This is a genomic window from Nonomuraea sp. NPDC050540, assembly GCF_044457485.1.
Lineage (GTDB): Bacteria > Actinomycetota > Actinomycetes > Streptosporangiales > Streptosporangiaceae > Nonomuraea.
The window spans coordinates 481,064-504,734 of record NZ_JBITHA010000001.1 but is presented as its reverse complement, the minus strand read 5'-3'; the positions used below and the strand labels follow the sequence as shown (position 1 = coordinate 504,734).

At 70.1% G+C, this 23,671-nt stretch carries 18 protein-coding genes and 1 other RNA gene; 7 read left to right on the top strand and 12 right to left on the bottom strand.

Annotation, left to right across the window (positions count from 1 at the left end; genetic code table 11):
• Positions 1–56 precede the first annotated feature (56 nt).
• Positions 57–1,676, bottom strand: coding sequence for a PH domain-containing protein (locus tag ACIBI5_RS02295; RefSeq protein ID WP_397242319.1), 1,620 nt, complete (start codon positions 1,674–1,676; stop codon positions 57–59).
• Positions 1,673–2,206 carry a PH domain-containing protein gene (locus ACIBI5_RS02290; protein WP_397242317.1) on the bottom strand — a complete coding sequence of 178 codons (534 nt, stop codon included), beginning with the start codon at positions 2,204–2,206 and terminating at the stop codon, positions 1,673–1,675. Before ACIBI5_RS02290 ends, ACIBI5_RS02295 begins: the two co-directional genes overlap by 4 nt.
• A gap of 95 nt (positions 2,207–2,301) precedes the next feature.
• Here ACIBI5_RS02290 and ACIBI5_RS02285 point away from each other — a divergent pair, with 95 nt between their 5' ends.
• Positions 2,302–3,249 carry an ATP-binding cassette domain-containing protein gene (locus tag ACIBI5_RS02285; protein ID WP_397242315.1) on the top strand — a complete coding sequence of 316 codons (948 nt, stop codon included), beginning with the start codon at positions 2,302–2,304 and terminating at the stop codon, positions 3,247–3,249.
• 12 nt (positions 3,250–3,261) lie between these two features.
• The gene (locus tag ACIBI5_RS02280) at positions 3,262–4,050 is read left to right on the top strand and encodes an ABC transporter permease (protein ID WP_397242313.1); all 789 of its coding nucleotides are present in this window, start codon (positions 3,262–3,264) and stop codon (positions 4,048–4,050) included.
• Here the strand turns inward: ACIBI5_RS02280 and ACIBI5_RS02275 are convergent.
• Positions 4,034–7,174 (bottom strand): BTAD domain-containing putative transcriptional regulator, encoded by a 3,141-nt coding sequence (locus ACIBI5_RS02275; RefSeq protein ID WP_397242311.1) that lies wholly within the window; start codon positions 7,172–7,174, stop codon positions 4,034–4,036. The two genes, ACIBI5_RS02280 and ACIBI5_RS02275, sit on opposite strands and share 17 nt — an antisense overlap.
• Before the next feature lie 108 nt (positions 7,175–7,282).
• On the opposite strand from ACIBI5_RS02275, the gene ACIBI5_RS02270 reads away from it, so the two are divergent.
• From ACIBI5_RS02270 to ACIBI5_RS02255, 4 genes are all read left to right on the top strand, one after another.
• Positions 7,283–7,855, top strand: coding sequence for a YbhB/YbcL family Raf kinase inhibitor-like protein (locus ACIBI5_RS02270; protein WP_397242309.1), 573 nt, complete (start codon positions 7,283–7,285; stop codon positions 7,853–7,855).
• A gap of 183 nt (positions 7,856–8,038) precedes the next feature.
• On the top strand, positions 8,039–9,535 hold the full coding sequence (locus ACIBI5_RS02265) for a hypothetical protein (protein WP_397242307.1): 1,497 nt from the start codon (positions 8,039–8,041) through the stop codon (positions 9,533–9,535).
• 58 nt (positions 9,536–9,593) lie between these two features.
• Complete coding sequence (locus ACIBI5_RS02260) at positions 9,594–11,810, top strand: SulP family inorganic anion transporter (RefSeq protein WP_397242305.1); 2,217 nt, start codon at positions 9,594–9,596, stop codon at positions 11,808–11,810.
• 34 nt (positions 11,811–11,844) lie between these two features.
• A complete protein-coding gene (locus tag ACIBI5_RS02255) occupies positions 11,845–12,858 on the top strand; it encodes an NAD-dependent epimerase/dehydratase family protein (RefSeq protein WP_397242303.1) in 1,014 nt (337 codons plus the stop codon).
• A 97-nt stretch (positions 12,859–12,955) separates the two neighbouring features.
• On the opposite strand, the gene ACIBI5_RS02250 is transcribed toward ACIBI5_RS02255, so the two are convergent.
• The 5 genes from ACIBI5_RS02250 to ACIBI5_RS02230 all read right to left on the bottom strand — a co-directional run bounded on the left by ACIBI5_RS02250 (position 12,956) and on the right by ACIBI5_RS02230 (position 17,188).
• A complete protein-coding gene (locus tag ACIBI5_RS02250; protein ID WP_397242301.1) occupies positions 12,956–13,423 on the bottom strand; it encodes a GNAT family N-acetyltransferase in 468 nt (155 codons plus the stop codon).
• Between the two features lie 384 nt (positions 13,424–13,807).
• Positions 13,808–14,197: RNase P RNA component class A (gene rnpB / locus ACIBI5_RS02245), an RNA gene on the bottom strand.
• A 38-nt stretch (positions 14,198–14,235) separates the two neighbouring features.
• On the bottom strand, positions 14,236–15,648 hold the full coding sequence (locus tag ACIBI5_RS02240) for a histidine phosphatase family protein (protein ID WP_397242299.1): 1,413 nt from the start codon (positions 15,646–15,648) through the stop codon (positions 14,236–14,238).
• Positions 15,645–16,385 (bottom strand): zinc ribbon domain-containing protein, encoded by a 741-nt coding sequence (locus ACIBI5_RS02235; protein WP_397242297.1) that lies wholly within the window; start codon positions 16,383–16,385, stop codon positions 15,645–15,647. The genes ACIBI5_RS02240 and ACIBI5_RS02235 overlap by 4 nt, the downstream gene beginning before the upstream one ends.
• Before the next feature lie 2 nt (positions 16,386–16,387).
• The gene (locus ACIBI5_RS02230) at positions 16,388–17,188 is read right to left on the bottom strand and encodes a Nif3-like dinuclear metal center hexameric protein (protein ID WP_397242295.1); all 801 of its coding nucleotides are present in this window, start codon (positions 17,186–17,188) and stop codon (positions 16,388–16,390) included.
• A gap of 107 nt (positions 17,189–17,295) precedes the next feature.
• Here ACIBI5_RS02230 and ACIBI5_RS02225 point away from each other — a divergent pair, with 107 nt between their 5' ends.
• Positions 17,296–18,870: a flavin-containing monooxygenase gene (locus ACIBI5_RS02225; RefSeq protein ID WP_397242293.1), complete on the top strand. Its 1,575-nt coding sequence runs from the start codon at positions 17,296–17,298 to the stop codon at positions 18,868–18,870.
• A gap of 33 nt (positions 18,871–18,903) precedes the next feature.
• Here the strand turns inward: ACIBI5_RS02225 and ACIBI5_RS02220 are convergent, their stop codons facing one another.
• The 4 genes from ACIBI5_RS02220 to ACIBI5_RS02205 are packed head-to-tail and all read right to left on the bottom strand — an operon-like array spanning position 18,904 to position 23,666.
• Entirely contained in the window at positions 18,904–21,033 is a 2,130-nt protein-coding gene (locus tag ACIBI5_RS02220; RefSeq protein ID WP_397242291.1) for a hypothetical protein, read from the bottom strand.
• A gap of 10 nt (positions 21,034–21,043) precedes the next feature.
• Positions 21,044–21,889: a hypothetical protein gene (locus ACIBI5_RS02215; RefSeq protein ID WP_397242289.1), complete on the bottom strand. Its 846-nt coding sequence runs from the start codon at positions 21,887–21,889 to the stop codon at positions 21,044–21,046.
• A gap of 50 nt (positions 21,890–21,939) precedes the next feature.
• Positions 21,940–22,692 carry a hypothetical protein gene (locus ACIBI5_RS02210; protein ID WP_397242287.1) on the bottom strand — a complete coding sequence of 251 codons (753 nt, stop codon included), beginning with the start codon at positions 22,690–22,692 and terminating at the stop codon, positions 21,940–21,942.
• A 50-nt stretch (positions 22,693–22,742) separates the two neighbouring features.
• A complete protein-coding gene (locus ACIBI5_RS02205; protein ID WP_397242285.1) occupies positions 22,743–23,666 on the bottom strand; it encodes a hypothetical protein in 924 nt (307 codons plus the stop codon).
• Positions 23,667–23,671 lie beyond the last annotated feature (5 nt).

Here is a 23,671-nt window from a genome sequence, read left to right as displayed (position 1 = left end):
CTGCTTGGCTTGCCGTAAGAGAAAGGGCATGAACAGACCTCAGCCCGAGAGCGCGGTCAGGACCTGATGAAGGGCGCCAGCCAGTCGGGGGTGACCTCGGCCGGGAAGGCGACCGCCTGGGTTTCCGAGACGTCGACGGCCGAGTAGCCGCCCTCGCCCGCGCCCACCCCCGCCACCAGCGTCATGACGCCCGCGCGGCGCTGGAACCACGTCTGGCGGATCCGCCACCCCACCACCGCCCGGCGTTCGAACACCGCCTGCGAACGGCGCAGCGACCCCGAACGCACCGACAGCCGGATCCCGTCGTACCCGTGGCCCAGCGACCTGTAGCGGTCGAGGCCCAGCGGGACGCCGGCCCCGGCCAGGACGAGAGCGGCTACGGCGAGTACCCACCAGGCCATGGCGGCGGTCAGGAGGGCGGCGGCCAGCGCGAGGGCGGCCAGCGCGGCCCAGGGGGCGATCGCGCGGAACAGGCGGCGGTTGCGCGCCACCGGCGGGTGCGGGCGCAGTTCGGCGGTGAAGGGGCCGATCGCGGAGCCGGTGACCTGATGCGCGACGGCGCGGGGCACGTCGGGCAGGAGCTGTCCGCGGGCCTGGGAGTCGCCGAGGCCGGTGACGATGGCCCAGACGCGTACGACTCCGGCCCAGCGTTCGGCGAGGGCGTCGGCGATCTCGTAGCCGCGTACGCGCCGGGATTCCAGGGACACGCTCCTGCGGTTGATCAGCCCGCGTTCGGCGACGAGGTAGCCGTCGCGCTCCTTGAGCGTGAAGTTCCAGTTGAACACCGCGTACATGACCCCGCCCACCACCGGCATGGCGACCACCAGCAGGACGACGGCGACCAGCAGCAGGTAGGGACGGTCCCAGAGCCACTGACCGGCGTCCCAGGCGGCGTCGCGGCCGAAGCCGAGCTGGTCGCCCCATTGGAAGGCGAGGCCGATGGCGCCACCGGCCAGCGCGAACGGCGTGAGCAGGTACGCCCCCGACAACGGCCCGTAGAGCAGCCAGGCGCGGGGCACGCGCATGATGATCCGCTCGTTCTCCCGCGGCCGCGGAGGGGCGTCGGGAGCCGGTTGCCGCCGCTCCTGGGCGCGGGCGTGCAGGAGCACCGCCTTGAGGCGTTCCGCCTCGGCGAGGGTGACGCCGTCGAGCTCACCCTCCTGCTCGCTGCCGCCGCTGGCTCCGGTGTCGAGTTTGAGTACGGCGAGGCCGAGCAACCGGTGCATGGGCGGCATGGAGACGTCCACCCCGCGGATGCGCTCAAGCGGGATGGTCCGGACGGAACGGCTGATCAGCGACCGCTTGATCTCCAGCCGGTCGCCCGCGATCTGATAGCTGAACGTCGCCCAGCGCACCACCGCGAACACCACCGTCCCGGCGACGCCCAGCGCCGCCCACAGGAACGAGCGCGGCGAGAACCCGCCCACGAACAGCACACCGACCAGCGGCAGCAGCAGTGAGGGCAGCATGCGGACGGGGTCGATGAGCAACACCTTGGGGCTGAGCCGCACCGGCACCGCCCATCCCTCCGGCGGCCCCTGGCCACCCGGTTCCCCGGGAGAATCAGGCTGCGCGACCGGCGGCGCGGGCTCCCCGGCTCCGGGGTGGGCGTTTCCCGCCGCGGGTGGGCCTTCTGTACCGGGTTGCTGGTCGAGGTGGTGGGGGTCGAAGGTCATGTGGCGTCGTCCCTGAGGTGCTCGGCCCGATGGGCGAGCTGGTCGGCCAGCCCGGCGGCCACGCCGTACTCCAGACCCTTGATCGTGGAGGAACCGGCGTGCGACGCGGTGCGGATCTCCAGCGTGGCCAGCCCGAACAGCCGCTCCAGCCATCCCTGCGCCTTGTCCACCGTCTGGATCCGGCTCACCGGCACGAACACCCATTCCCGGGTGAGGAAGCCGGAGCGGGCGTACACGACGTCTCCCGACAGCTCCCACCGATGGACGGCGAAACGCACGAACGGCTCGGCCACCAGGAACGGCGTGGCCACCACGCCCACCCCCACCGGCAGCAGCCACGAGTCGGCCGACAGCCACCCGGGCACCCAGCCCCACCCGCTGCCGCCCACCACGCGCGCCACCACGACCGCCCCGCCCACCAGGAGGACGAAGCCGATCAACGACTCCAGCATCCACAGCTGCCTGGCCTTGGGCGAGACGCGGTGCGCCGGGTCACGCAGCGTCCCCGCTCGGGGCTCGGATTCACTCACACCTCCCAGCTTAGGCGCGGCTCGCGTCAGCGTTATCTCAGCGGCCCTCACCCGGGGTCAGGGAACTGTCAGTGACGTGGACCACAGTGGGGTCCATGCGATACGCGATCGAGGCCGAGGGCCTCGCCAAGCGCTACGGCGAGACCACCGCACTGGCCGGTGTCGACCTGGTGGTGCCGCCGGGAAGGCTGCTCGGCGTGCTCGGCCCCAACGGGGCGGGCAAGACGACCGCTGTCAGGATCCTCGCCACCCTGCTCGCCCCCGACGCGGGCCGGGCCTCGGTGGGCGGTTTCGACGTGGTGCGCCAGTCCCATCAGGTGCGCTCGCTGATCGGCCTGACCGGGCAGTACGCGGCGGTCGACGAGATGCTGACCGGAGTCGAGAACCTGCTCATGATCGGCCGCCTGCTCGGCCTGTCCAGGCCGGAGTCGCGGGCGCGGGCGGGGGAACTGCTCGATCGCTTCGACCTGGCCGACGCCGGCGGCCGGGCCGCCAAGACCTTCTCCGGCGGCATGCGCAGGCGCCTCGACCTGGCGGCGAGTCTGGTGGGGCGGCCTCAGGTGCTGTTCCTCGACGAGCCGACGACGGGGCTGGATCCGCGCAGCCGTACCGACCTGTGGGGTGTGGTGCGGGGGTTGATGGCCGACGGCGTGACCGTGCTGCTGACCACCCAGTATCTGGAGGAGGCCGACCAACTGGCCGACGACATCGTGGTGTTCGACCACGGCAGGGTGATCGCCTCAGGGACGTCCGACCAGCTCAAGTCGATGACGGGCGCGCAGGTGCTGGAGGTGAGCCCGCTGCGGTCCGGCCAGCTCGACCTGGTGGCCGAGGTGGTGGGGTCCGTGGTGGAGACGCCGCCCGAGGTCGCCAACGGGAAGGTGACGGCGGCGGTGCACGATCCGCAGGTGGTGCCCGCGGTGGTGCGGCGGCTGGACGAGCTGGGGGTGGTGGCCGCCGAGCTCGCCCTGCGCAAGTCCAGCCTGGACGAGGTGTTCCTCGCGCTGACCGGCCACCGTGCCGATGAAAAGGCGGTGGTCTAGGTGGAGGCCGCGATGGCCGTGCGTGAGGAGCGGCGGGCCGGGGTGCGGGCGACCGTCCGGCAGACGGCCACGCTGGCCTGGCGGAGTCTGGTGCAGGTCAAGCACAACCCCTGGGACCTGCTCGACCTCAGCATCCAGCCGATCATGTTCCTGCTGCTGTTCACGTATGTGTTCGGCGGCGCGATCTCCGGCTCCACCGGGGACTACCTGCAGTTCGCGCTGCCCGGCCTGGTGGTGCAGAACACGCTGTTCTACACGCTGTCCACGGCGATCGGGCTCAACACCGACATCAGCAAGGGGGTGTTCGACCGGCTGCGGAGCCTGCCCATCGCGCGCACCGCGCCGCTGGCGGGGAGGATCGTCGCGGACACGTTCAAGCAGGTGTGGGCGTTCGCGCTGCTGATGGGGCTCGGGATGGTGCTGGGGTTCCGGGTCCAGACGAGCGCGGCCGGGGTGGCCGGGGCGCTGGCGTTGCTGGTGGTGGTCGCGCTGGCCATGTCGTGGATGTCGGTGCTGATCGGGCTCAGGGCGTCGAGTCCGGAGAAGGTGCAGATGATCGCGTTCTCCGCCATGATGCCGCTGACCTTCACGAGCAGCGCGCTGGTCGATCCGGCGACGTTCCCGGCCTGGTTGCGGGCCTGGTCGGAGGTCAACCCGGTCTCCTACCTGGCCGACGCGATCCGGGGGCTGCTCATCGGGGGCGAGGTGGCGACTCCGGCGCTGGTCTCGCTGCTGTGGGCGGCGGGGTTCGTCGCGGTGTTCGCGCCGCCGGCCATCAGGGTCTTCAGAACCCGCGCGTGAGTGCGCCCGCCAGGGCCAGGGTGGCGGGCCGGTCGAGGGCGTGACCCTGCGCGAAGTGGATGTCGAAGGAGCCGGGTGGCAGAGCGGAGCGGGTGTCGTGGGTGATCCGGACGTGGTCGGGGTCGACGACCGTGGTGAGGCCCTTGACCGCGGCGGCCGCGCCGAGCAGGACGGCCGCGCGGGCGGGATCGCCGGCGGCCAGCGCGTGCGCGGCGCAGCCCACCACGGCCAGGCCGGTCAGCTGCGCGTCGCCCGAGGCCGCGGCCTGCTCCAGGGCCAGCGTGAGATGGCGGCGGGCATCCGGCGGCCGGCCCTTGTCCAGGGCGACCAGGGCCAGCGCCGTGTTGACCGCGGCGATCATCGGCTTGGGCACTCCGTCGGAGGACTCCATGATGGCCATCGCCCGCCCGTAACAGGCCAGCGCCGTGGCCAGGTCGCCGTCGCGGCGGGCCAGGTCGCCCTGGGCGGCGGTGACCCCGGCCTCGCCCACCCGGTCGCCGAAGCGGACGACCAGATCGGCGACCTCGGCCAGGTGGCGCTCCGCCCGTGTGCGGTCGCCGGCCAGGTCGAGTGCGATCGCGAGGCGGGCGCGCAGGTAGGGGGTGTCCTCGACGGAGCCGAGCGTCCGCATGACCTCCAGGGCCTCGCCCATGACCTCGATGCCCTGGTGGACCTCGCCGCGCAGCACGTGGAGGTCGCCCACGGCGGCGAGGGCGGAGCTGATGCCCCACCTGTCGCCCACGGCGCGGTAGCCGGTGAGCGCCGCCCGGAGATCGGCCTCACAGCTGCCGATGTGGCCGCTGTAGTAGCTGAGCAGGCCGGCCATGAGGTGGCCGGAGGCGACGACCCACGGGTCGGCGTGGTTCAGCAGGTCGCCGGTTTCCTGGGAGGCCTGCTGGGCGCCGCCGTACAGGATGAACATGGGCATGGCCAGCGCGACCAGCGGGTGGCCGGGCCCGCCGAGACGGCGGGCCCGCACGAGCGCGGCGCGTGTCTCCTCCCACGGCAGCGCCGCGCCGACGGCGTTGATCCCGTGTACGGCCAGCCCCACAGCACGCAGCCGCGCCGGAGCCCGCGACGCCGCGGCCAGCGCCTCGGCCGAGCGCTGAGCGCCTTCGAGTCTGCTGCCCCGCAGCCACCAGTACCACCCGAGCGCCCCCACCAGCCGCAACGCCGTCTCCCCCGCCTCGGGATCGGCCGCCGCGGCCGCCACGCACCAGCGGAGCGCGGCGTCGAGGTTGTCATGCTCGGCGGTGAGCGCGGCGAGGTGCCGAAGCTGACCGGCCGCGCGCAGGCCGGGCTCGGCGTCCTCGGCGAAGCGGAGATAGTACGCGGCGTGCGCTCGCCGGATCCTGTCCGCCTCGGGAAGGTGTTCGGCGGCGAAGGCGCGGATGGTCTCCAGCATGCGGTAGCGCCCGGACTCGAAGACGACGAGGGATTTGTCCACCAGGCGGGTCAGGGGCTCCAGGTCGGCGGCGCACACCCGCTCCACGGCCTCCAGCGTGGCCCCGCCCGCGAAGACGGACATCCGGGCGGCCAGCTCGCGCTCGGGTTCCGGCATCAGGTCCCAGCTCCACGACACGACCGCCCGGAGCGTCTGGTGGCGCGGCTGGGCCGTACGACTGCCGCTCGTCAGCAACGAGAACCGGTCGCCCAGGCGCGCGGCCACCTCGCCCGCGCCGAGCGAGCGCATCCGCGCGGCGGCCAGCTCGATGGCCAGCGGCAGCCCGTCCAGCGCCCGGCAGATCCGGACGACCGCGGCGGCCTCGGCGGCGTCCGGCGCGTAGCCGGGGCGGACCGCGGCCGCCCGGTCGGCGAACAGCCGCACGGCCGCGTACGCGCCCGGGTCCTCGGCGCCGGGCGGGGGCAGTTCCAGCGGCGGCACCGCCCAGCTCGTCTCCCCGGTGACCGCGAGCGGTTCGCGGCTGGTGGCCAGGACGCGTACCCCGGGGCAGTCGGCGAGCACGCGCTCGGCCACCTCGGCGGCGGCGGCGATCACGTGCTCGCAGTTGTCCAGGACGATCAGCGGCTCGTGGTCGCCGATGAGCCGCACGAGCCGCTCGATCGGGAGTTCGGGACCCGGGAAGCGGGTGCCGTCACGCAGGTCGAGGGCGGCGGACACCGCCTGTGCGACATCCGCGGCTCCGGCCAGGTCCACCAGCCAGGCCCCGCCGGGCGGCGCGAGCGCGGCGGCGGCCTCGACGGCGAGCCGGGTCTTGCCGGCGCCGCCGGGTCCGAGCACGGTGACGAGGCGGTGACGGCCCAGAAGATCACCGATGTGAGCAACATCACGATCACGGCCGACGAAGCTCGTCAGCCTGGCCCGCAGATTGCCCGTCCGCCGCTCACGGGGCTCTTCCGTGCGGGCCGCGGGCTCGTCGCGGAGCAGGTTCAGGTGGATCCGGGCCAGTTCGGGAGAGGGATCGGCGCCCAGGGTGTCGCGGAAGGCACGGCGGGCGCTCTCGTAGGCGGCCAGCGCCTCCACGCGGCGGCCCGCCCCATGGAGTGCGCGCATGCGCAGGCCGTGCAGCCGCTCACGCAGCGGATGGGCGGCCAGCAGCCCGGCCAGCCCGTCGAGCGCGTCGGCGGGCCGCCCGAGCCGCAGGTCGGCCTCGATGCGGTCCTCCGCCGCGGCGAGCCGGAGATGGTCGAGACGGGCGACGTAGGCGGCGACCACCTCCAGGTCGGCGAGGTCGGCGAGCGCGGGCCCGCGCCACAGCGCCAGCGCCTCCCGCAGCACCCCTGCCGCCGTCGCGGCGTCCCCCTCGGCCAGCCGCGCCTGCCCTTCCCGAGCCAGTACGGCGAAGCGGTGCGCGTCCACCTGGTCAGGACCGGCGACCAGCCGGTACCCGGCCGGTTCCGCGACGATGAGCTGGCGCACCGGGTTTTTGCCGAGTGCCGCCCGAAGCCGGGAAACCAGCGCCTGAAGGGCATTGGCGACCCCGTCAGGCGGCCGGTCCGCCCACACACCGGCGATCAGCGTCGCCAGGGGAACGGTCCTGCCCGCCTCGACAACCAGCAGGCCAAGGAGGGTGCGTAGCCTCTGACCTGCGATCTCCACGACCTCGCCGTCCCGGCGAACCTCGAGCGGGCCGAGAATGGCGAAGGTCATGCTTGTGTTCAAGCTCACCTTCTCCATCCCATGATTCTGGATGATTTCCGGCCCTTCCCCCGCCACCGACCCTCGCGAAACGGTCGGCGCACCGCCGTGAGCCGCGTAGCATCATCCGGCATGGGGCTGCGTTACACGGCGACACGCGTGCGACGGGCCGTCGTCCTCTCGGCGGCGGTCGCGCTGGCGCTCGCGTCGTCGGGCTGCGCGCTCCTTCCGGGCCGGTCGATGGCCAAGGACATCGGCCAGCTCAACGTCACCAGTCCAGAACTGCGCGAGGGCAAACCGTTGCCCCGTGAATATTCCTGCAAGGGCAACCAGGGCAGTCCGCCGCTGCGCTGGTCGGGTGAGCCGCTGCCTGGGGCCAAGTCGATCGCGATCGTGCTCGACACCCACACCGGCACGAATCCCGCGGTCAACTGGGTGGTTTACAACATTCCGCCAGACTGGACCGAGCTCGGCCCCAACGCCACCGAGGCACTGCCGGACGACGACACCGGCCAGGCCAAGGTGACCAGCGGCAAGGAAGGCTACGAGCCGCCCTGCGACGACAAGGCCACCTATCGGTTCAGCGTCTACGCGCTGGACGAGCCGGTGACGGTCGAGGGGGGCGCCTCTCTCCCCAAGGTCCTGAAGAACATCGCGGACCGGACCATCGCCCGGGGGCGACTGACGGTGGTCCACATCGAGTGAGAGGTCGAACACCGCAGGTAGTAATGGTTACCAATTCTTCACTTAGGGTGTGACAACGCTCATAGTGGTCCGACAGAATCAGATCCAATTGTTAGACGTCGGTGATCAATGGGGGCAGGTCGCGTCGATGGCCGCGCGATCTCACCGGCGCCACTGGGAGGCCATGGCTTTGAGGGTGGTGCAATGATCGCGGTCGTAGTCAGCTTGGTCGCTGTCGTGCTCCTCGTGCTCGTCGTCGTGGCACTGGGCATGCGTTCGATGAACAAGAGGGAGAGTTCCCTGCCTCCGGAGCGGCTGAAGGAGATGGCCGACCGGGAAGAGATGAGGACAGCGCGTTCGACCGACGAGTTCGCGGCGCACGAGCCCCGGATGAACAACTTCAGCCCGGACTTCAGCCCGATCGACGAGGTACGGCAGCCCCGGCCGGTACGCACCGGCCAGCGTGGCAAACGCGGCGTCGACGAGTGGGGCAACCCGAGCTCCGATGACGAGGACGAGGAGTTCTGGGCGAACATCCGCAGCGATGCGGAAGAGGGCGGCTTCGGCGCCGGCGGCACGGTCGCGGCCCGCAAGGGCGCCTCCCGCCCGGTGAACGTCGACCGTCCGATGGGCGCCCCGCGCCCGGTGAAGCCGGAGCAGCCGGTGAGCGCCGCCGCGGAACCCGACCCCAACGCCGCCACCGTCCAGCAGCCGCTGCCGCAGCGCACCCCCACACCCGCCCCCGCGGCGGCCAAGGCGAACCTGGCCGACCTGGTCGAGCCCACGCAGCACATGGAAGCGGTCCCGAGCGAGGCCCCCGCCCCGCCCACGCGCCCGTCGCGGCGAGCCAAGAAGGCGCCCGCGCCCACTCCCGCCCCTTCCGCCGCCGACCTGTCCGACCAGCGCACCGTGACCTTCGCCGCCCCGACCTCGGACGTGATGAGCATCCTGGGCGCCGGCGCCCAGCCGGTGCCGCCGCCGCCCCGCCAGGAGCCCGCCCGCCAGGAACCCGCGCGCAACAGCGGCGCCTTCCCCGCGGCCCCGGCCACCCCGCCGCCCTCGCCGTCGTTCACCCCCACCAACAGCGGCTCATTCACCGCGATCCCCAACGGCTCCCTGCACGGCGCGCCCACCAGCGACCCCTTCCCCGCCTACGTCAACAACGCCGAGACGTGGCAGAGCCCGGTCTCGCCGACCCCCACCGCCTCCGGCTCGTGGCCGGCGACGCCGGTGCGCGACGTGCTCGACGACCCGACGCCCGTGACGCCAGGCCCGGCGGACTCCTGGCCGGCCTTCGAGGGCGCGTACGCCGCTCCGCCCGCCAACGACTTCCCGAACTCCTACGAGGTCCGCGCCGGCTGGGCCGTCGCCGATGACAGCGAGGTCACCGGCCCCACACCCGCTTCCGGCACCCCCACGGCGCCCGCCCGCGCGGTCTCCGCCTACGACGACGTGCTGGCCGCGCCCACCGCCCACCCCGCGCCGCAGCCCGCCCCCTACCCCGCCTACGAGACGGGCGACTACGCCCCGGCCAACGCCGCCGCTCCCGGCGCCGCCTGGCCCGAGCCGCCCGCGGGCGGCCCCGGCTGGCCGAGCTACGGCGAGATGTACCCCAGCAACGGCCAGGAGCAGCAGCCGGCCCGCCAGGGCGGCCGCCGCCGGGCACCCGAGCAGCAGGACTATCCCGACTACTACCGGTGATCATCAAAAGCCCGAGTAAGGCGTAATCCCTGGTCAGTAGGGCACTAGAGTTGCTCGCATGATCAGGGACACACAGAGTAGCGTGATCCGCACGCTCCGATACGACCTGCCCGCCTCGCTGGTGGTGTTCCTCGTCGCGGTGCCCCTGTCCTTGGGCATCGCCATGGCCTCCGGGGCGCCGCTCGCCGCGGGCCTGATCTCGGGCGTGGTGGGCGGCATCGTGGCGGGCGCGCTGGGCGGCTCCGCCGTACAGGTGAGCGGGCCCGCCGCCGGTCTGTCGCTCGTCGTGGTGGACCTGGTCCACACGTACGGCTGGCGCGCCACCTGCATGATCACCCTGCTGGCCGGCGCCGTGCAGATCGTCCTCGGCCTCTTCCGCGCGGCACGGGCCACCCTGGCGGTCTCCCCCGCGGTCATCCACGGCACGCTGGCCGGGGTGGGCGTGGTCATCGCCCTGTCGCAGCTGCACGTCGTGCTCGGCGGCAGCCCGCAGACCTCGGCCGTCGCCAACCTCATCGAGTTGCCCGCGCAGATCGCCGCCCATCACGACCACGGCTTCGCGGTCGGCGTGCTGACGATCGCGGTGCTGGCGATCTGGTCGAAGCTTCCGAAACCGGTCAGGGCCGTGCCGGCGCCGCTGGCCGCGCTGCTGGCCGCCGCGGTGACGGCGTGGGCGTTCGGCTGGAACGTGACCCGGGTCGACCTGTCCGGCAGCTTCACCGACTGGGCCTTCCCTGTGCTGCCGCAGGGCGACGGGCACCGTATCGTCGTCGCGGTGCTTCTCGTCGCGCTGCTGGCCAGCGTGGAGTCGCTGCTGTGCTCGGTCGCGGTCGACGGCACGCACAAGGGCCCGCGCGCCGACCTCGACACCGAGCTGACCGGCCAGGGCGTGGCCAACATGGTGACCGGGGCGCTCGGCGGGGTGCCGGTGGCGGGGGCGATCGTGCGCAGCACCGCCAACGTCAAGGCGGGCGCGCGCAGCCGCTGGTCGGCGGTGCTGCACGGCGTCTGGATGCTGCTGTTCGCGCTGGGCTTCGGCTGGTCGATCCAGCTGATCCCGATGGAGGCGCTGGCCGCGCTGCTGGTCTTCATCGGCGTGCAGATGGTCAACCTGGGCCACGTCAGGAAGGTGCACGGCCACGGCGAGGTGCCCGTCTACATCGTGACCCTGGTCGGCGTCGTCGTGCTCGGGCTGGCCGAGGGCGTGGTGGCCGGGCTGGGCCTGGCCGCGCTGCTGGCCCTGCGCCGGCTGACCTGGGTGACGGTGAACGTACGCCCGGAGGAGGACGGCCACTACCACGCGACGATCTCCGGCTCGCTCACCTTCCTCGGCGTGCCCCGGCTGACCCAGGAGCTGCGCTCGATTCCCGAGGGCGCCACCGTCGACCTCGACCTCAACATCGACTTCATGGACAATGCCGCGTTCGAGGCGATCCACTCGTGGCGGGTGGACCACGAGCGGCTGGGCGGCCACGTGGACATCGACGACATCCACGACGAGTGGTACGCGATGGCGGCCTCGGGCTCGCGCATGTTCCCCGCCAAGACCCCGCCGCGGGCGCCGGACCGCTGGTGGCTGCCGTGGGCGCACCGCAGACGGCGCACCGTCCGGCCGTCGCTGGTGCCGCAGCAGGTCGGACCGGTCGAGGTCGAGTGCCAGCTGACCGCGGGCGCGCGTGAGTTCCATCGCCGTACGGCTCCGCTGGTCCGTCCCATCTTCACCGAGCTGGCCCGCCGGCAGACGCCCTCGCACCTGTTCATCACCTGCGCCGACTCGCGGGTGATGCCGAGCCTGATCACCGCGAGCGGGCCCGGCGACCTGTTCACCGTGCGCAACATCGGCAATCTCGTGCCCCGGCGCGGCAGTGAGCCGCACGACGACTCGGTCGTGGCCGCGATCGAGTTCGCCACCCAGGTGCTGGGGGTGCGCACGATCACGGTGTGCGGGCACTCGGGCTGCGGGGCGATGACCGGGCTGCTCAGCGGCGGTGTTCAGGCGGGCAGCCTGCCGGGGCTGCGGCGCTGGCTGCGGCACGGCAACCACAGCCTGGCCCGGTTCATCGAAACCGACGGCGACGGGAGCGACAGCGGGCCGCTGGATCGGCTGTGCCGGGTCAACGTGCAGCAGCAGTTGCTCAACCTGCGCACGTACCGGCGGGTGGACGAGCAGGTGAGGGCCGGGGAGCTGGAGCTGGTCGGGCTCTACTTCGACATCGGGTCGGCCCGGGTGCACATGCTGCCGCAGCTGCCTTCTACGCTCTCGGTGAAGACGTGACGGATTTGGCGGGCCGTACGCGAAGAATGCAGTTATGAGAGTTCTGGTCATCGGAGGTTCCGCGTTCCTCGGCCGCGCGATCGTGCAGGAAGCGCTCGACCGAGGACATGAGGTCACGACGTTCAACAGAGGTCGGAGCGGGCCCGACCTGTCCGGTGTCGAGGCGGTGCACGGGGACCGCGAGGTCACCGCGGACCTGGAGCGGCTGGTCGACGGGCGCACCTGGGATCTGGTGGTCGACTCCTCCGGCTATGTGCCGAAGGTGGTGGGCGAGGCGGTGCGGGTGCTGTCCGGGCGGGCGGCGACGTACGCCTTCATCTCCACCATCTCGGCCTTCAAGAACTTTCCCGCCGAGCAGACCTCGGAGGACAGCCCGCTCTGGGACTGCGCGCCGGACGCCGGTCCCGACGCCGGTGACTACGGCGTGCTCAAGGCGGGCTGCGAGCGCGCCGTCGAGCAGGGCTTCGCGGGCAACGCCCTGATCATCCAGCCCGGCCTCATCCTCGGCCCCTACGAGAACGTCGCCCGGCTGCCGTGGTGGCTGACCAGGATCTCGAAGGGCGGGAAGGTGCTGGCCCCCGGCGACCCGGCGCAGCCCATGCAGCTCATCGACGCCCGCGACATCGCCGTCTTCACGCTGGACCAGGCCGAGAAGGGCGTGGCCGACCGGTTCATCGTCACCGGGCCGGAGGGCAACGCCACCTACGGCGGGTGGCTGGAGATGTGCAGGCGGGAGACCGGGTCGGACGCGGAGTTCGTGTGGGTCGCCGATGACTTCCTGATCGAGCACGAGGCCGGCGTGTGGATGGAGCTTCCGCTGTGGGCTCCCGCCCAGCCCGACATGGCCAACTTCTGGACCGTCTCCACCGGCAAAGCCGAGGCGGCGGGGCTGCGCTGCCGTCCCGTGGCCGACACCGTGCGCGACACCTGGGAGTGGCTGCGGCAGATCCCCGAGGACGAGCGGGTCTACGGCAAGAAGCACAAGCACGGCATGGCGCCCGAGAAGGAGCAGGCCATCCTGGCCGCCTGGGCCGCCCGTTCTGCGTAATCTTCCGCAGACGGGGCCATTCGCCGGTTCTAGCGTGGAGAGCGTCCCGACTCCCAGGGACGTGAGTGAGGGGCGGGGTTGCCGATGCCTCCGCCTCTCACTCCGCCAAGGCCCGCAACGGCTCGTCGGTGAGGCGGTAGACGGTCCACTCGTCCATGGGGATCGCGCCGAGCTTCTTGTAGAAGCCGATGGCGGGGGCGTTCCAGTCGAGCACCGACCATTCCAGGCGCTGGTAGCCCCGGTCCACGCAGATCTTGGCCAGTTCGGCCAGCAACGCCCTGCCGTACCCGCCGCCTCGGTGCTGCGGCCGCACGTAGAGATCCTCGAGATAGATCCCGTGTACGCCACGCCACGTCGAGAAGCTCAGAAACCACAACGCGAACCCGGCGAGCCGCCCATCGTGCTCGGCCACGTGCGCGAAGGCGGCGGGCTGTCCCCCGAACAGGGCCGTACGCAACTGCGCCTCGGTCGCCCTGGCCTCGTGGGGCACCTTCTCGTAGTCGGCCAGCTCGGCGACCATGGCCAGGATCTCGGAGACGTCGTCGGGGGTCGCGGGTCGAATCATGTGCCTCAGGTTAACCGAGTCCCGGCCAGGCCTTATCCACCCGTGGGCGGATCCGGAGGGGGCGCCTCAGTGGGCGGGTCCGGCGGCGGCTCCGGCGGCGGAGGTTCGGCCGGCGGGGCGGGTGGGGGCGGTCCGCTCGCGGGCAGAGGCGGGCGCGGCGCCGGTTCCGGACCGCTTCCCATCGCACCGGCCGCCAGCCAGAGGCCCAGCAGCAGGACGAGGACCCCCACCGAGGTCCCGGCGACCCGCCCCATGCGAAGGTGCGGTCGTACCCAGGTCCGGCCGCCTCCAGGGCGTCGCCGGTAGTGCCCCTTCACGTGCTGCCGCCGGTCGGCCATATGCGGACCGTAGCCACGAAAAGGGGAACGTTCCAGCCAGACTATGGTGACGAGCCGGCCTGTAGGCCGGGTTCTGTCCCTCTGGTGAGGGGGCGACCATCCATCTAGGGCCGCCGTTGCCGGCGGCCTCAAGCGGTCTACCCGCGCGGCTCGGGCGGGCAGCCCTCGAACGCCGTGCGCGGGCGCCTCTCGCGAGACGCCCTTCTTGACCTTGCTCCAGGTGGGGTTTACCGAGCCGCCCACGTCACCGTGGGCGCTGGTGGTCTCTTACACCACCGTTTCACCCTTACCTCCCCGAAAAGGGGAGGCGGTCTGTTCTCTGTGGCACTGTCCCGCGGGTCACCCCGGGTCGGCGTTACCGACCACCCTGCCCTGTGGAGCCCGGACCTTCCTCGGCGGACCCTCGCGGGCCCGACGCGGCCGCCCGGCCGGCTCGTCTGGCAGCGAGGTTATCACTCCTGGGCCACCGGGGATTCAGCGCAGGTGCGCGGTGTCGTTGAACGCCTTCACCACGGCGTTGCCGTCCGCGTAATAGTCGACCAGGCTCAGGCAGGCCAGGTCGAGATGCATCCGGTACAACGCCGCCGGCGGCGCCATCAGCGCGAACCGCAGCAGCATCTTGATCGGCGTCACGTGCGACACGACCAGGACCGTCTTGCCCAGATGCTGCTCGACCAGGCGATCCCTGACGCGCTGCACCCGGCGGGCGGCCTCGGCGAAGCTCTCGCCGTCCGGGGGCGCCACCGAGGGCTCGGCCAGCCACGCGGCCAGTTCCTCCGGCCAGCGCCGTTGAATCTCGGTGAACGTGTGCCCCTCCCACGCCCCGAAATCGGTCTCCCTGAGGTCTTCGTCCACCTCCACGCCGAGCCCCGCGCGGGCCGCGACCGCCTCCGCGGTCTGCCGGGCGCGCTTGAGTGGCGAGCTCACAATCACATCCAGCCGGTACGGCTCCCGCGACAACCTCTCCGCGGCCGCCGCCGCCTGGGCCAGGCCGTTGGCGGTGAGCTCGGCGTCCCCCAGCCCGGAGAAGCGCCGCTCCACCGACAGAGGGGTCTCGCCGTGCCGCAGCAACAGCAGGGAGGTGGCGACGCGGGTGGCATCACCCCAGCCCGACCCCTTGGCCCTGGTCTGCCGCGCGGCGGTGGAGGCGGAGGGCGCCGACAGGTCCGCGCCGGGAGCCGGCGTCTTGCGCGCCGCCGCTCGGGCCGGCGCACCGCCGTCCACGAAGAGCTCCGTCTGCCCGGCCTCGCCCGACGCCTGCCCGGCAACCCCTCGCCCGGCATCGGACGCGCCCGGTTCACGGGCCCCGCCCCCGATACCCGGCCCACCGGATCCGCTACCGGTGCCCGGCTTGCCGGATTCACGCCGGTCGGCGGGGGCTGCGGGTAGGTCGCCTGAGTTGCCGGTTTCGCCGTGGTCTGCGTGGGCTGGGGAATCGGGGCCGGGCTGGTCGCCCGGTTGCCACGGGAGGCCCTTGGCGGCGGCGTCCATGGCCTCGTTGGCCAGGCGGTCGGCGTGTTTGTTGCGTTCCCGGGGGATCCAGGTCCACTCGGTCACCCGCAGCCGCCCGGCCAGCCGGTTGGCCTCCAGGGCGAGCGGGCGCAACCCCTCGTTCTTGATCTTCCAGCTTCCGGCCATCTGCTCGACGACCAGCTTGGAGTCCATGCGCACCGCCACCGCGGCGCCCTCGCCGCCCAGCCGCAGCACCTCGGTGAGGCCGGCGATCAGGCCGCGGTACTCGGCCACGTTGTTGGTGGCGACGCCGATCGCCTCGGCGGTCTCGGCCAGCACCTGCCGGTCGGCGGCGTCGAGGACGACGGCGCCGTAGCCCGCGGGGCCCGGGTTGCCCCGTGAGCCGCCGTCGGCCTCGATGATGTACGAGGTCACAGGCCCGACTCTGGCGTGCGGACCAGGATCCTGCGGCACTCGTCGCAGCGCAGGACCTCGTCGTGGGGCGCGGCCTTGATGCGGTTCATCTCGGCGATGGACAGCGACACCTTGCAGCCCTGGCACTGGCCCCGGTAGAGCATGGCGGCGGCGACGCCGTACTGACCCTTGAGCTTGGTGTAGAGGGTCATCAGGTCGGCGGGGATGTCCGCGACGACGTCACCGCGGCGCTGCTGCACGTCGGCGGCGTCCTTGTCGATCTCGCCGAGCGCGGCGTCGCGGCGGTCCTCGGCGACGGCCCTGGTGGAGGCGAGGGCGTCGCGCTGGGCGACCAGGTCGACGGCCTTGGCGTCGGCGGCCTCACGGCGTTCCATGATCTCCAGGACGACCTCTTCCAGGTCACCCTGGCGGCGGTGCAACGAGGTGATCTCGGACTGCAGGCTGGCCAGGTCCTTGGGGGAGGTCACGGCGCCGGAGTCGAGGCGCTTCTGGTCGCGTTCCGACCGGGTGCGCACGGTGTCGACGTCCGCCTCGGCCTTGTTCTGCTCGCGCGCGAGGTCGCCCGCCTCGGTCTCGGCCTCGATCACCTCGGTCGAGAGCTTGGCGAACCGCTTGGTCTGCTCTTCGATCTCGGCCAGCTCGGGCAGGGTACGGCGGCGGTGGGCCAGCCGGTCGGCCGCGGAGTCGAGCTCTGCCAGGTCGAGCAGTCGCTTCTGTGCTTCAGGGGCTGCTTTCATGATCAATATCCTCTTGTCCAAGCATCGGTGACCGTGGCGGAGACGCGCGTCTCAACGTTAACGCCACTCGAGGCCAGGATGGACGCGGCGCTGTCCAGCCACGGCCATTCGGTGGCCCAGTGGGCGGCGTCGATGAGCGCCGGGCCGTCGGCCTCCATGAACTCGCTGGCCGGGTGGTGCCGAAGATCGGCGGTCAGGAAGACGTCGGCCCCGGCGGCGCGGGCCGTACCGAGGAGGGAGTCGCCCGCGCCCCCGCTGACGGCGACGCGCGCGACCGGACGGGACAGATCCCCCGCCACCCGGATTCCCCAGGACGTCTGGGGCAGGCCCTCGGCCGCCCGCTCGGCGAAGTCGCCCAGCGTGACGGGGGACGGCAGCGTGCCGATCCGGCCCAGGCCGCGCCAGGGGTCGTCGGGGAGGGGACGCAGCGGCACGAGGTCGCCGGTCAGGCCCACGGCTCGGGCCAGCGCGTCGGATACGCCAGGGTTGGCGACGTCGGCATTGGTGTGAGCGGTGTAGAGGGCTATGTCGCGCTTGATGAGGGTATGGAGCAGGCGACCCTTGGGGGTGGTGACGGCGACGCTCGTGGTGCCGCGCAGGTAGAGAGGGTGGTGGGTGACGATCAGGTCGGCTCCCCACGCGATGGCCTCCTCCGCGACCACCGCCACCGGATCCACCGCGAACAGGACTTTCCGCACCTCAAGCGCGGGGTCGCCGCAGACCAGGCCGACCGCGTCCCAGGATTCGGCGGTGGCGGGCGGGTAGGCCGTTTCGAGCGTTCCGATCACTTCTGCCAGCGTCACGCTGCGCAGACTACCGGCCCGGACCGATGCGTCAGGCGTGTTGTGTCGGGGGTGTCGTCCGAACAGGGTTCGGCGTAATGTAAGTGGATCCTGACGCGGAGGGCGTTATGTCACCTAGGATCGCGATCATCGGTGCGGGATTCGGTGGGCTCTGCATGGCGATCCAGCTCGAACGCGCGGGCATCACTTCTTACACCGTGTTCGAGAAGGCCGGCGAGGTCGGCGGCACGTGGCGCGACAACAGCTATCCGGGCGCGGGCTGCGACATCCCCTCCCATCTGTACTCCTTCTCCTTCGAGAAGTACGCCTCGTGGACCCGCCGCTACCCCGGCCAGCCCGAGATTCTTGGCTATCTCACCCATTGCGCCGACAAATACGGCGTCAGGGGGAAAATCCGCTTTCACACCGAGGTCTCGGCGGCGGTCTTCGACGGCGACCACTGGCACCTCACCACCCGCCCCTCCGGTACGGCCGCCGCCCCCACCAGAACCAGCCCGCCCGACGACCCGGAGGCCGGCATCCCCGGGAACGACGGTCCACGGGCTGACACACCCGGGAACGACGGACCTCGGGATGACCGGCCGGTGCTCGGGGTGGGAGGTGTGCGGATCGAGGAGTTCGAGGTCGTGGTGGCCGGGGTCGGGCAGCTGAATCGGCCCTTGGTGCCCGACATCCCCGGCATGGCGGACTTCGAGGGCGTCTCCTTCCACTCCGCCCGCTGGAACCACGACCACGACCTCAGCGGCCGCCGGGTGGCCGTCATCGGCACCGGGTCGTCGGCCGCGCAGTTCATCCCGCCGGTGGCGGGACGGGCCGGGCACCTGGACGTGTTCCAGCGCACGCCGAACTGGGTCATCCCCAAACCCGACGCCGCCTTCGGACCGCTGACCCGGCTGGCGCTGCACTTCGTGCCCGGGTTACAGCGCGCGTACCGCGAATGGATCTACCGCTACGCCGAGGGGACGCTCTACCCGGCGCTGGCCCGCGGGTGGAGCGAGGGGCTGCTCAGGAACCGGGCCCTCGGCCACCTGCGCGCGCAGGTGGCCGACCCCGGGCTGCGCGCCAAGCTCACGCCCGACTACCCGCCGGGCTGCAAGCGGGTGGTCATCGACAGCAAGTTCTATCCCGCGCTCACCCGGCCCAACGTGGACGTGGTGACCGACCGGATCGTCCGCATCACCGCCGAGGGGGTCGAGACCACACGGGGACTGCGCGAGGCGGACACCATCATCTACGGGACGGGGTTCAGGAGCACCGAGTTCCTGGCGCCGATCGCGTTCACGGGCCGCGGCGGGCAACGGCTGGACGAGCGGTGGAAGCAGGGGGCGGAGGCGTACCTGGGCATCTCGGTGCCGGACTTCCCGAACCTGTTCCTGCTGTACGGCCCCAACACCAACCTGGGCCACAACTCGATCATCTTCATGATCGAATGCCAGGTGAACCACATCATGAACTGCCTGCCGTACCTCGCGGACCGGGGACCGATGGAGGTCAGAGCGGAGGCGATGGCGGCGTGGAGCAGGCAACTGGACGTGGCCATGGCCCGCATGGTGTGGGGGAACGGCTGCCGGAGCTGGTACAAGACCAGCGAGGGCCGCGTCACCAACAACTGGCCCGGCCCCACTCCCCTGTACCGGAAACTGACCGCACTACCCCCGCTACCCGCCTACCGGTTCGGCTAGCGCTGTGGCGTTCGGAAGGCAGAGCCCACAGCCTCACTGCGGCAGCCCGGCTTTGACCAGATACAGGATTCGCTGTCCCAGCTCACCCAGACTCGTGTCACGGGTGTCAGCACTCTGCCGATCTGGCTTCCTAGTCTCACGAATGGCGGGAAGCAGGGTCTGCACGGTCACGTCGTAGGTCCTGCATATGGCGCGGAGTTCCTCCTCCGCCGCGGTGTCGAGCGGTCTGGACCCGAGACGCTCCATGAACAGGGCCACTCGAACCTTGAAGGCATCGATGAGTTGCCGCCACACGGCAGCGGCGCCCACCAATTCGACCACATCGAGTGAAGCGAGCCGCTGTCGTGCCCGCCTTCTGGTCTCCGTACCAACCGCGCTGTCGAACAATTCTTTCAGTATTGTCCCGAGGTCCTCGGAAGCGGCGGCGGTGGCCTCCGCGATAGCGAACTGCTCGCTCAGCGCAGATGGCAGCCGTACGAGGTCCGGCTCCACGCCACTGCTGGGCACGCTCGTCGCACGCAGGGCAGCGACGCCGGTCAGCAACGTGTCCAGAAGATTCTGCGTGGCGCTCTGCTGCCGGCTCAGCCGATCGAGCCTGCCCCTCAACTCACTGACGGTGCCGACTTCCGCTGAGTCCCCAAGCCGCTTGATGCAGGCATCCACCAGGTCACGGAAGTTCCTGGCGAAGTCGTGGACATCGAACAGGAGCGGCTGGCGGCCAATCAGCCGGGACACCTGTCCTCGCAGATCCCACGTAAGGGTTCCGTTGATGACGACGATGATCTCACAGGGGCTGGCAGTGGCCTGGGCGGCGGCGATTCGTTGCCGGAGGAACAAGTCTTCACTCTCTTGGAGGAGAGACCTGGTAATCACCACTGCTACGGCCGCCCGCCCGTCCCCATAAGGGATCCAGAAGTCGATGGGATCGCTGTCGCCGGTCAGGGCCACGTCAGTCCGGAAATCCATGCCCCCCTCTTGGATGATGCGCCGGGTAGCGGTTGTCACCTGCTGATCCGGCACTTCGTATCTCTGCCGGGCCGCGTCCCTCAGCAAGGCCGGGGTGACTACACTGCCGCCACGACTCGCTATGATCGCCTCCGCCTTCCGATACAGGGACAGTGCCTCGCGCGGGTTTCCCTCCGACATGGCACACAGCGCCTCGGCCACCGGAAGTCCGACGGAGCGCCCTCGCTTGGCAAGAAGTTGTACGGCCTCGCCCGGCGAAAAGGGCGTGGGGGTGAGCACCCGCGTCCGCTGCAGGAGCCCGCGCGGCAACTTGCTCAGGCTTTCCGACATACCGGAGAAGATGAGCATGCTGTTGGTGTCAATGAAAACCTGCACCAACTCATCGAAGGCATTGACCGAATCCTGCCGCCACGGACCGGGCTCACCCAGCAGCTTCTCGAATTCGTCAATGACCAGAACCAGACGACGGTCCATCCGCCCGCTGAGGAACGCCAACACGGACAGGGCATGATAGGCGTCGTCGACTGTAGAGAGCCGGCGGGTGACGCCGCGTTCATGCAACTCGGGGGTCACGGGCCCGCCGGTGAGCCATTCCCAGACCGCGTCGACATGGTCGTCCATGACCATTAGGGCCAACGCGGTGGCGTAGGGAGAGTGTTCGGGCAGGTGGAGCAGGCGGCGGCGCAACTCACCAAGCAGCGCGCTCTTTGCAAGGTGAAAGTGTTCGACAACCTTGCGAGGATCGATGGTGTGCGCCAGCAGACCATCGCGAAGAGATCGGGCGAATTCCTCGTCCGTGTCATGCATCGACAGTTCGGCAACGGTCACGCGGGCGTAGTAGTCAATGATCAGGTCATGCAATCGAGCTTTCCCGAACTGCTCCGCCAGAACATGCCTGAAAAGCACGCCCATGCCCGCATGCGGCGTGTCCAGACGCAGAATGATCGTGTCCTCGTTGCCCTGGTGGATGTACTCCAGCAGCGAACGGGACAGGTGGGTCTTGCCGACACCGAGCTCCCCCATAATGGCGAGCGCACGTCCGGACTCACCGACCTCGCCTTCTCCCGTCGCGAGATAGGCGTCGATGTAGTTGAACGCACGGCGGAAGGTCGGGGTCACCACGGTCACCTCGGTGGGGTCCGCCTCGTCGCTCAACCTCAAGGTGTAGGTGACGGGAAGTTCCGGCGCTTCGTCCATGGCTGAGTTCCTACTCCTCCGAGATTCTCGTCCGGGCGAACCTTTCGAGCAACCGCTGCCGGCTCTCCAGGAGATACTGCGACAGCTTCGATTCCGTGATCTCACCGACACCACAAGATTCGATGAGATGGGCAAGTTCCGCCACGGCTTCCGCGGCAGAACCGAAGGGCACCATCAGCCTGCTCGCAACCAGGGCAATTTCCTCGCCTGACAGCTCTTTCAACCTGGGCTCGATTAGCCGAGGAATATCACGATCCTTGTCCGTGATCGGGCCGAGCGCGATCACCTTCGTCCGCCGTTCGGGCAGCCGGCCGAAACGGCGGCTCACCTTCTCGATGTCGATCTCGCCGGTCTCGGCCAGGAATACCATGCGCGGCCTGACGAGTTCGTGGCAGCGGTGGACCCACGAAAGCGGAATCCGCTGGGGCAGGATCACAACTGCTACAGACTCGCCTTTCTTCAGCACCTGGGCCAGTAGCCGATGGGCCTCATCAGGATCCCGCTCTACTGCCCGCAGGCGGCTGACGTCCTCCTCATGCAGATGTGTGCCACTTTCCAGAACATCGGCCATCCGGCGGATGACCTGCTTCGCCATGTCTTCAAAGTCACGGCCGTCGTTGAAGGGCGCCTGACCGAAGTCGAAGACGTAGACACGGTCAATCTTGCTCTGCAGCAGGCGCCCGCAGCGTGCGAGGAATGTGCTCTTGCCTACACCGCCCGGCCCGCCGACCAGGAAGAGGTGCCCCTCATCGAAAATGCGTTCTGGGAAGGCGAAACGCTCGAACTCGTCATAGCCCTCCCGCATCCCGTCTATGAAGGCGAAGAAGCCGAAGTGATCTTCCCATTTGTCGAACATCAGGAGCGGACCTGACAGCGGCCCCGGAAGCGGAGTACGCCCGACTACCATCAGGGCATCCTCCTGAAGGGGGCCCACGGCCTCCTGAACGCGGCATCCGTCAGCGCGAGCGTTTCCGCGAGAGCCTCGAGTTCGGGTCGGACATGCTCAATGCCTCGATCGACCTCGCCGCGCGACAAGGATCGCTCGAGAATGCGGCTCGCCCGGCGAATCGCCGGCCACGCGGGCCTGGCCCGACCGGCACGGTACAACTGACGGCTGAGCGCGGCATGCGCGGTGTCGAACGCCGTCGCGGAAGGGAGTTCGTGATCCGTACGAGCCTGTGCGTACACCCGTGCCGCAAGCACGAAGTCCTCGGCAGCGTCGCTGAGGTCATCGGCATACTTGGCGCCGAGATTCATGGAGTGGCGCCATTCCGATGACACAAGAGTGAGCACCCCACCCGTCAAAACCGGCAGGAGAACCGACAACAGCGCCCACAGCGGATTGGGTAGATCGTTGCGCTTCAGGGAAGGCACCGCGGCGGTCAAGGCCGCGCATGTCCGGGCGAACGCCTTGGCGTCGGCGGCACGCCACTGTTCGAGAGTCTTCATGGAGGAACCGGAGCCGATCAGGTCGTCGCTCGACCGCAACGAGGGGTGGAGCGCGACGCCTGCCGCGGCCAGCGCGGCCCTGTTGCCTTCCGACAGGCAGTAGATCACGTGCTCGTCACCGATCTCCGGTTGCTGGGCAGCCCAAGCGGTGCCGGCGAAGATTCCGAACAGCGACAACCCCAGAAGGACCAGAACGTAGCCGACTCGCATGCCACCACCCTGTTCTCACTGCGGAGCCGAAGATCATGACTGCGAACCAGTCACCCCTGTAGCAGCTCGTCCACTCGCCGTACGACCTCCCGAAGTCGTACTTCGGCGGTGTAAACGGCGGGCTGCGCGACCGTAACCCCGATGATGAGCACGCGGTGCCGGGGAAGCAGGTAGACGTAGATCGCACCAGCTTCGACGTCGAGCACAAGCCGGCGCAAAGAGCGATCAGTGAAGGTACGCAACGAATGCGTGATCTCAGGTAGGGACACCCGGATCACGGCCGCCAGATCGAGATACTGCTGGCGCGCGCCTTCCGGAGCCAGGTGACCGCCAATCCAGGGCGACAACGCGCTACTCTCGTACACGTCGGCGCTGAAGATGGGATCACCGTCACGGTGCACCGCAAGATACTGAAGATCAGTCGCCGACAGCATCTTAGCGGCAAGCTCGGTCAACGGCGTTTGCAGGCCGCGCTCGGCAACTGGGCCGCGGGCGATGTGAACGGGATCGGAGAGCCTGGGTTGACCAGGATCAACCTCATGGTAACCGCCGGGAAGCTGATCCGGCTGGAGATAGACTTTGACTCTGGCCTGGGTCGCCAGACGCCGCAAAGAGATATCCATCTCGTCTATTCGTACCGCATCCCTGGTGCCACCGACGAGATACTCCTCAGCGAAGATCGGCAGACAGCATGCCGCACCGTCCTCGAACTCGATGACCGTGCGAATCAGTTTTCCCGTTCCAAGTGGGCGCAGCGGAGCATCCAATCTGATCGTCTCCGAGACGAATCGGCGAAATGCCTTTTCCCATGGATTCCGCTCATCAATTGACACCTTGCTGATGGTGAACGCAGGGAAACCCCTGTCGTAATAGGCGATGAAAGGTAGGGCATCGTCTTCCAACAGCATCCGCTCACATATGGCGATGACCCTTTCGTGCCCCACAGGGGCGAAAGAGGAGCGAACACTGTCCATACCGT

Coding starts and splice junctions, on each gene's coding strand:
- ACIBI5_RS02295 (WP_397242319.1), bottom strand. CDS start 1,676: ATGACCTTCGACCCCCACCACCTCGACCAGCAACCCGGTACAGAAGGC.
- ACIBI5_RS02285 (WP_397242315.1), top strand. CDS start 2,302: ATGCGATACGCGATCGAGGCCGAGGGCCTCGCCAAGCGCTACGGCGAG.
- ACIBI5_RS02280 (WP_397242313.1), top strand. CDS start 3,262: ATGGCCGTGCGTGAGGAGCGGCGGGCCGGGGTGCGGGCGACCGTCCGG.
- ACIBI5_RS02270 (WP_397242309.1), top strand. CDS start 7,283: ATGGGGCTGCGTTACACGGCGACACGCGTGCGACGGGCCGTCGTCCTC.
- ACIBI5_RS02265 (WP_397242307.1), top strand. CDS start 8,039: ATGATCGCGGTCGTAGTCAGCTTGGTCGCTGTCGTGCTCCTCGTGCTC.
- ACIBI5_RS02260 (WP_397242305.1), top strand. CDS start 9,594: ATGATCAGGGACACACAGAGTAGCGTGATCCGCACGCTCCGATACGAC.
- ACIBI5_RS02255 (WP_397242303.1), top strand. CDS start 11,845: ATGAGAGTTCTGGTCATCGGAGGTTCCGCGTTCCTCGGCCGCGCGATC.
- ACIBI5_RS02250 (WP_397242301.1), bottom strand. CDS start 13,423: ATGATTCGACCCGCGACCCCCGACGACGTCTCCGAGATCCTGGCCATG.
- ACIBI5_RS02235 (WP_397242297.1), bottom strand. CDS start 16,385: ATGAAAGCAGCCCCTGAAGCACAGAAGCGACTGCTCGACCTGGCAGAG.
- ACIBI5_RS02225 (WP_397242293.1), top strand. CDS start 17,296: ATGTCACCTAGGATCGCGATCATCGGTGCGGGATTCGGTGGGCTCTGC.
- ACIBI5_RS02220 (WP_397242291.1), bottom strand. CDS start 21,033: ATGGACGAAGCGCCGGAACTTCCCGTCACCTACACCTTGAGGTTGAGC.
- ACIBI5_RS02215 (WP_397242289.1), bottom strand. CDS start 21,889: ATGTTCGACAAATGGGAAGATCACTTCGGCTTCTTCGCCTTCATAGAC.
- ACIBI5_RS02210 (WP_397242287.1), bottom strand. CDS start 22,692: ATGCGAGTCGGCTACGTTCTGGTCCTTCTGGGGTTGTCGCTGTTCGGA.
- ACIBI5_RS02205 (WP_397242285.1), bottom strand. CDS start 23,666: ATGGACAGTGTTCGCTCCTCTTTCGCCCCTGTGGGGCACGAAAGGGTC.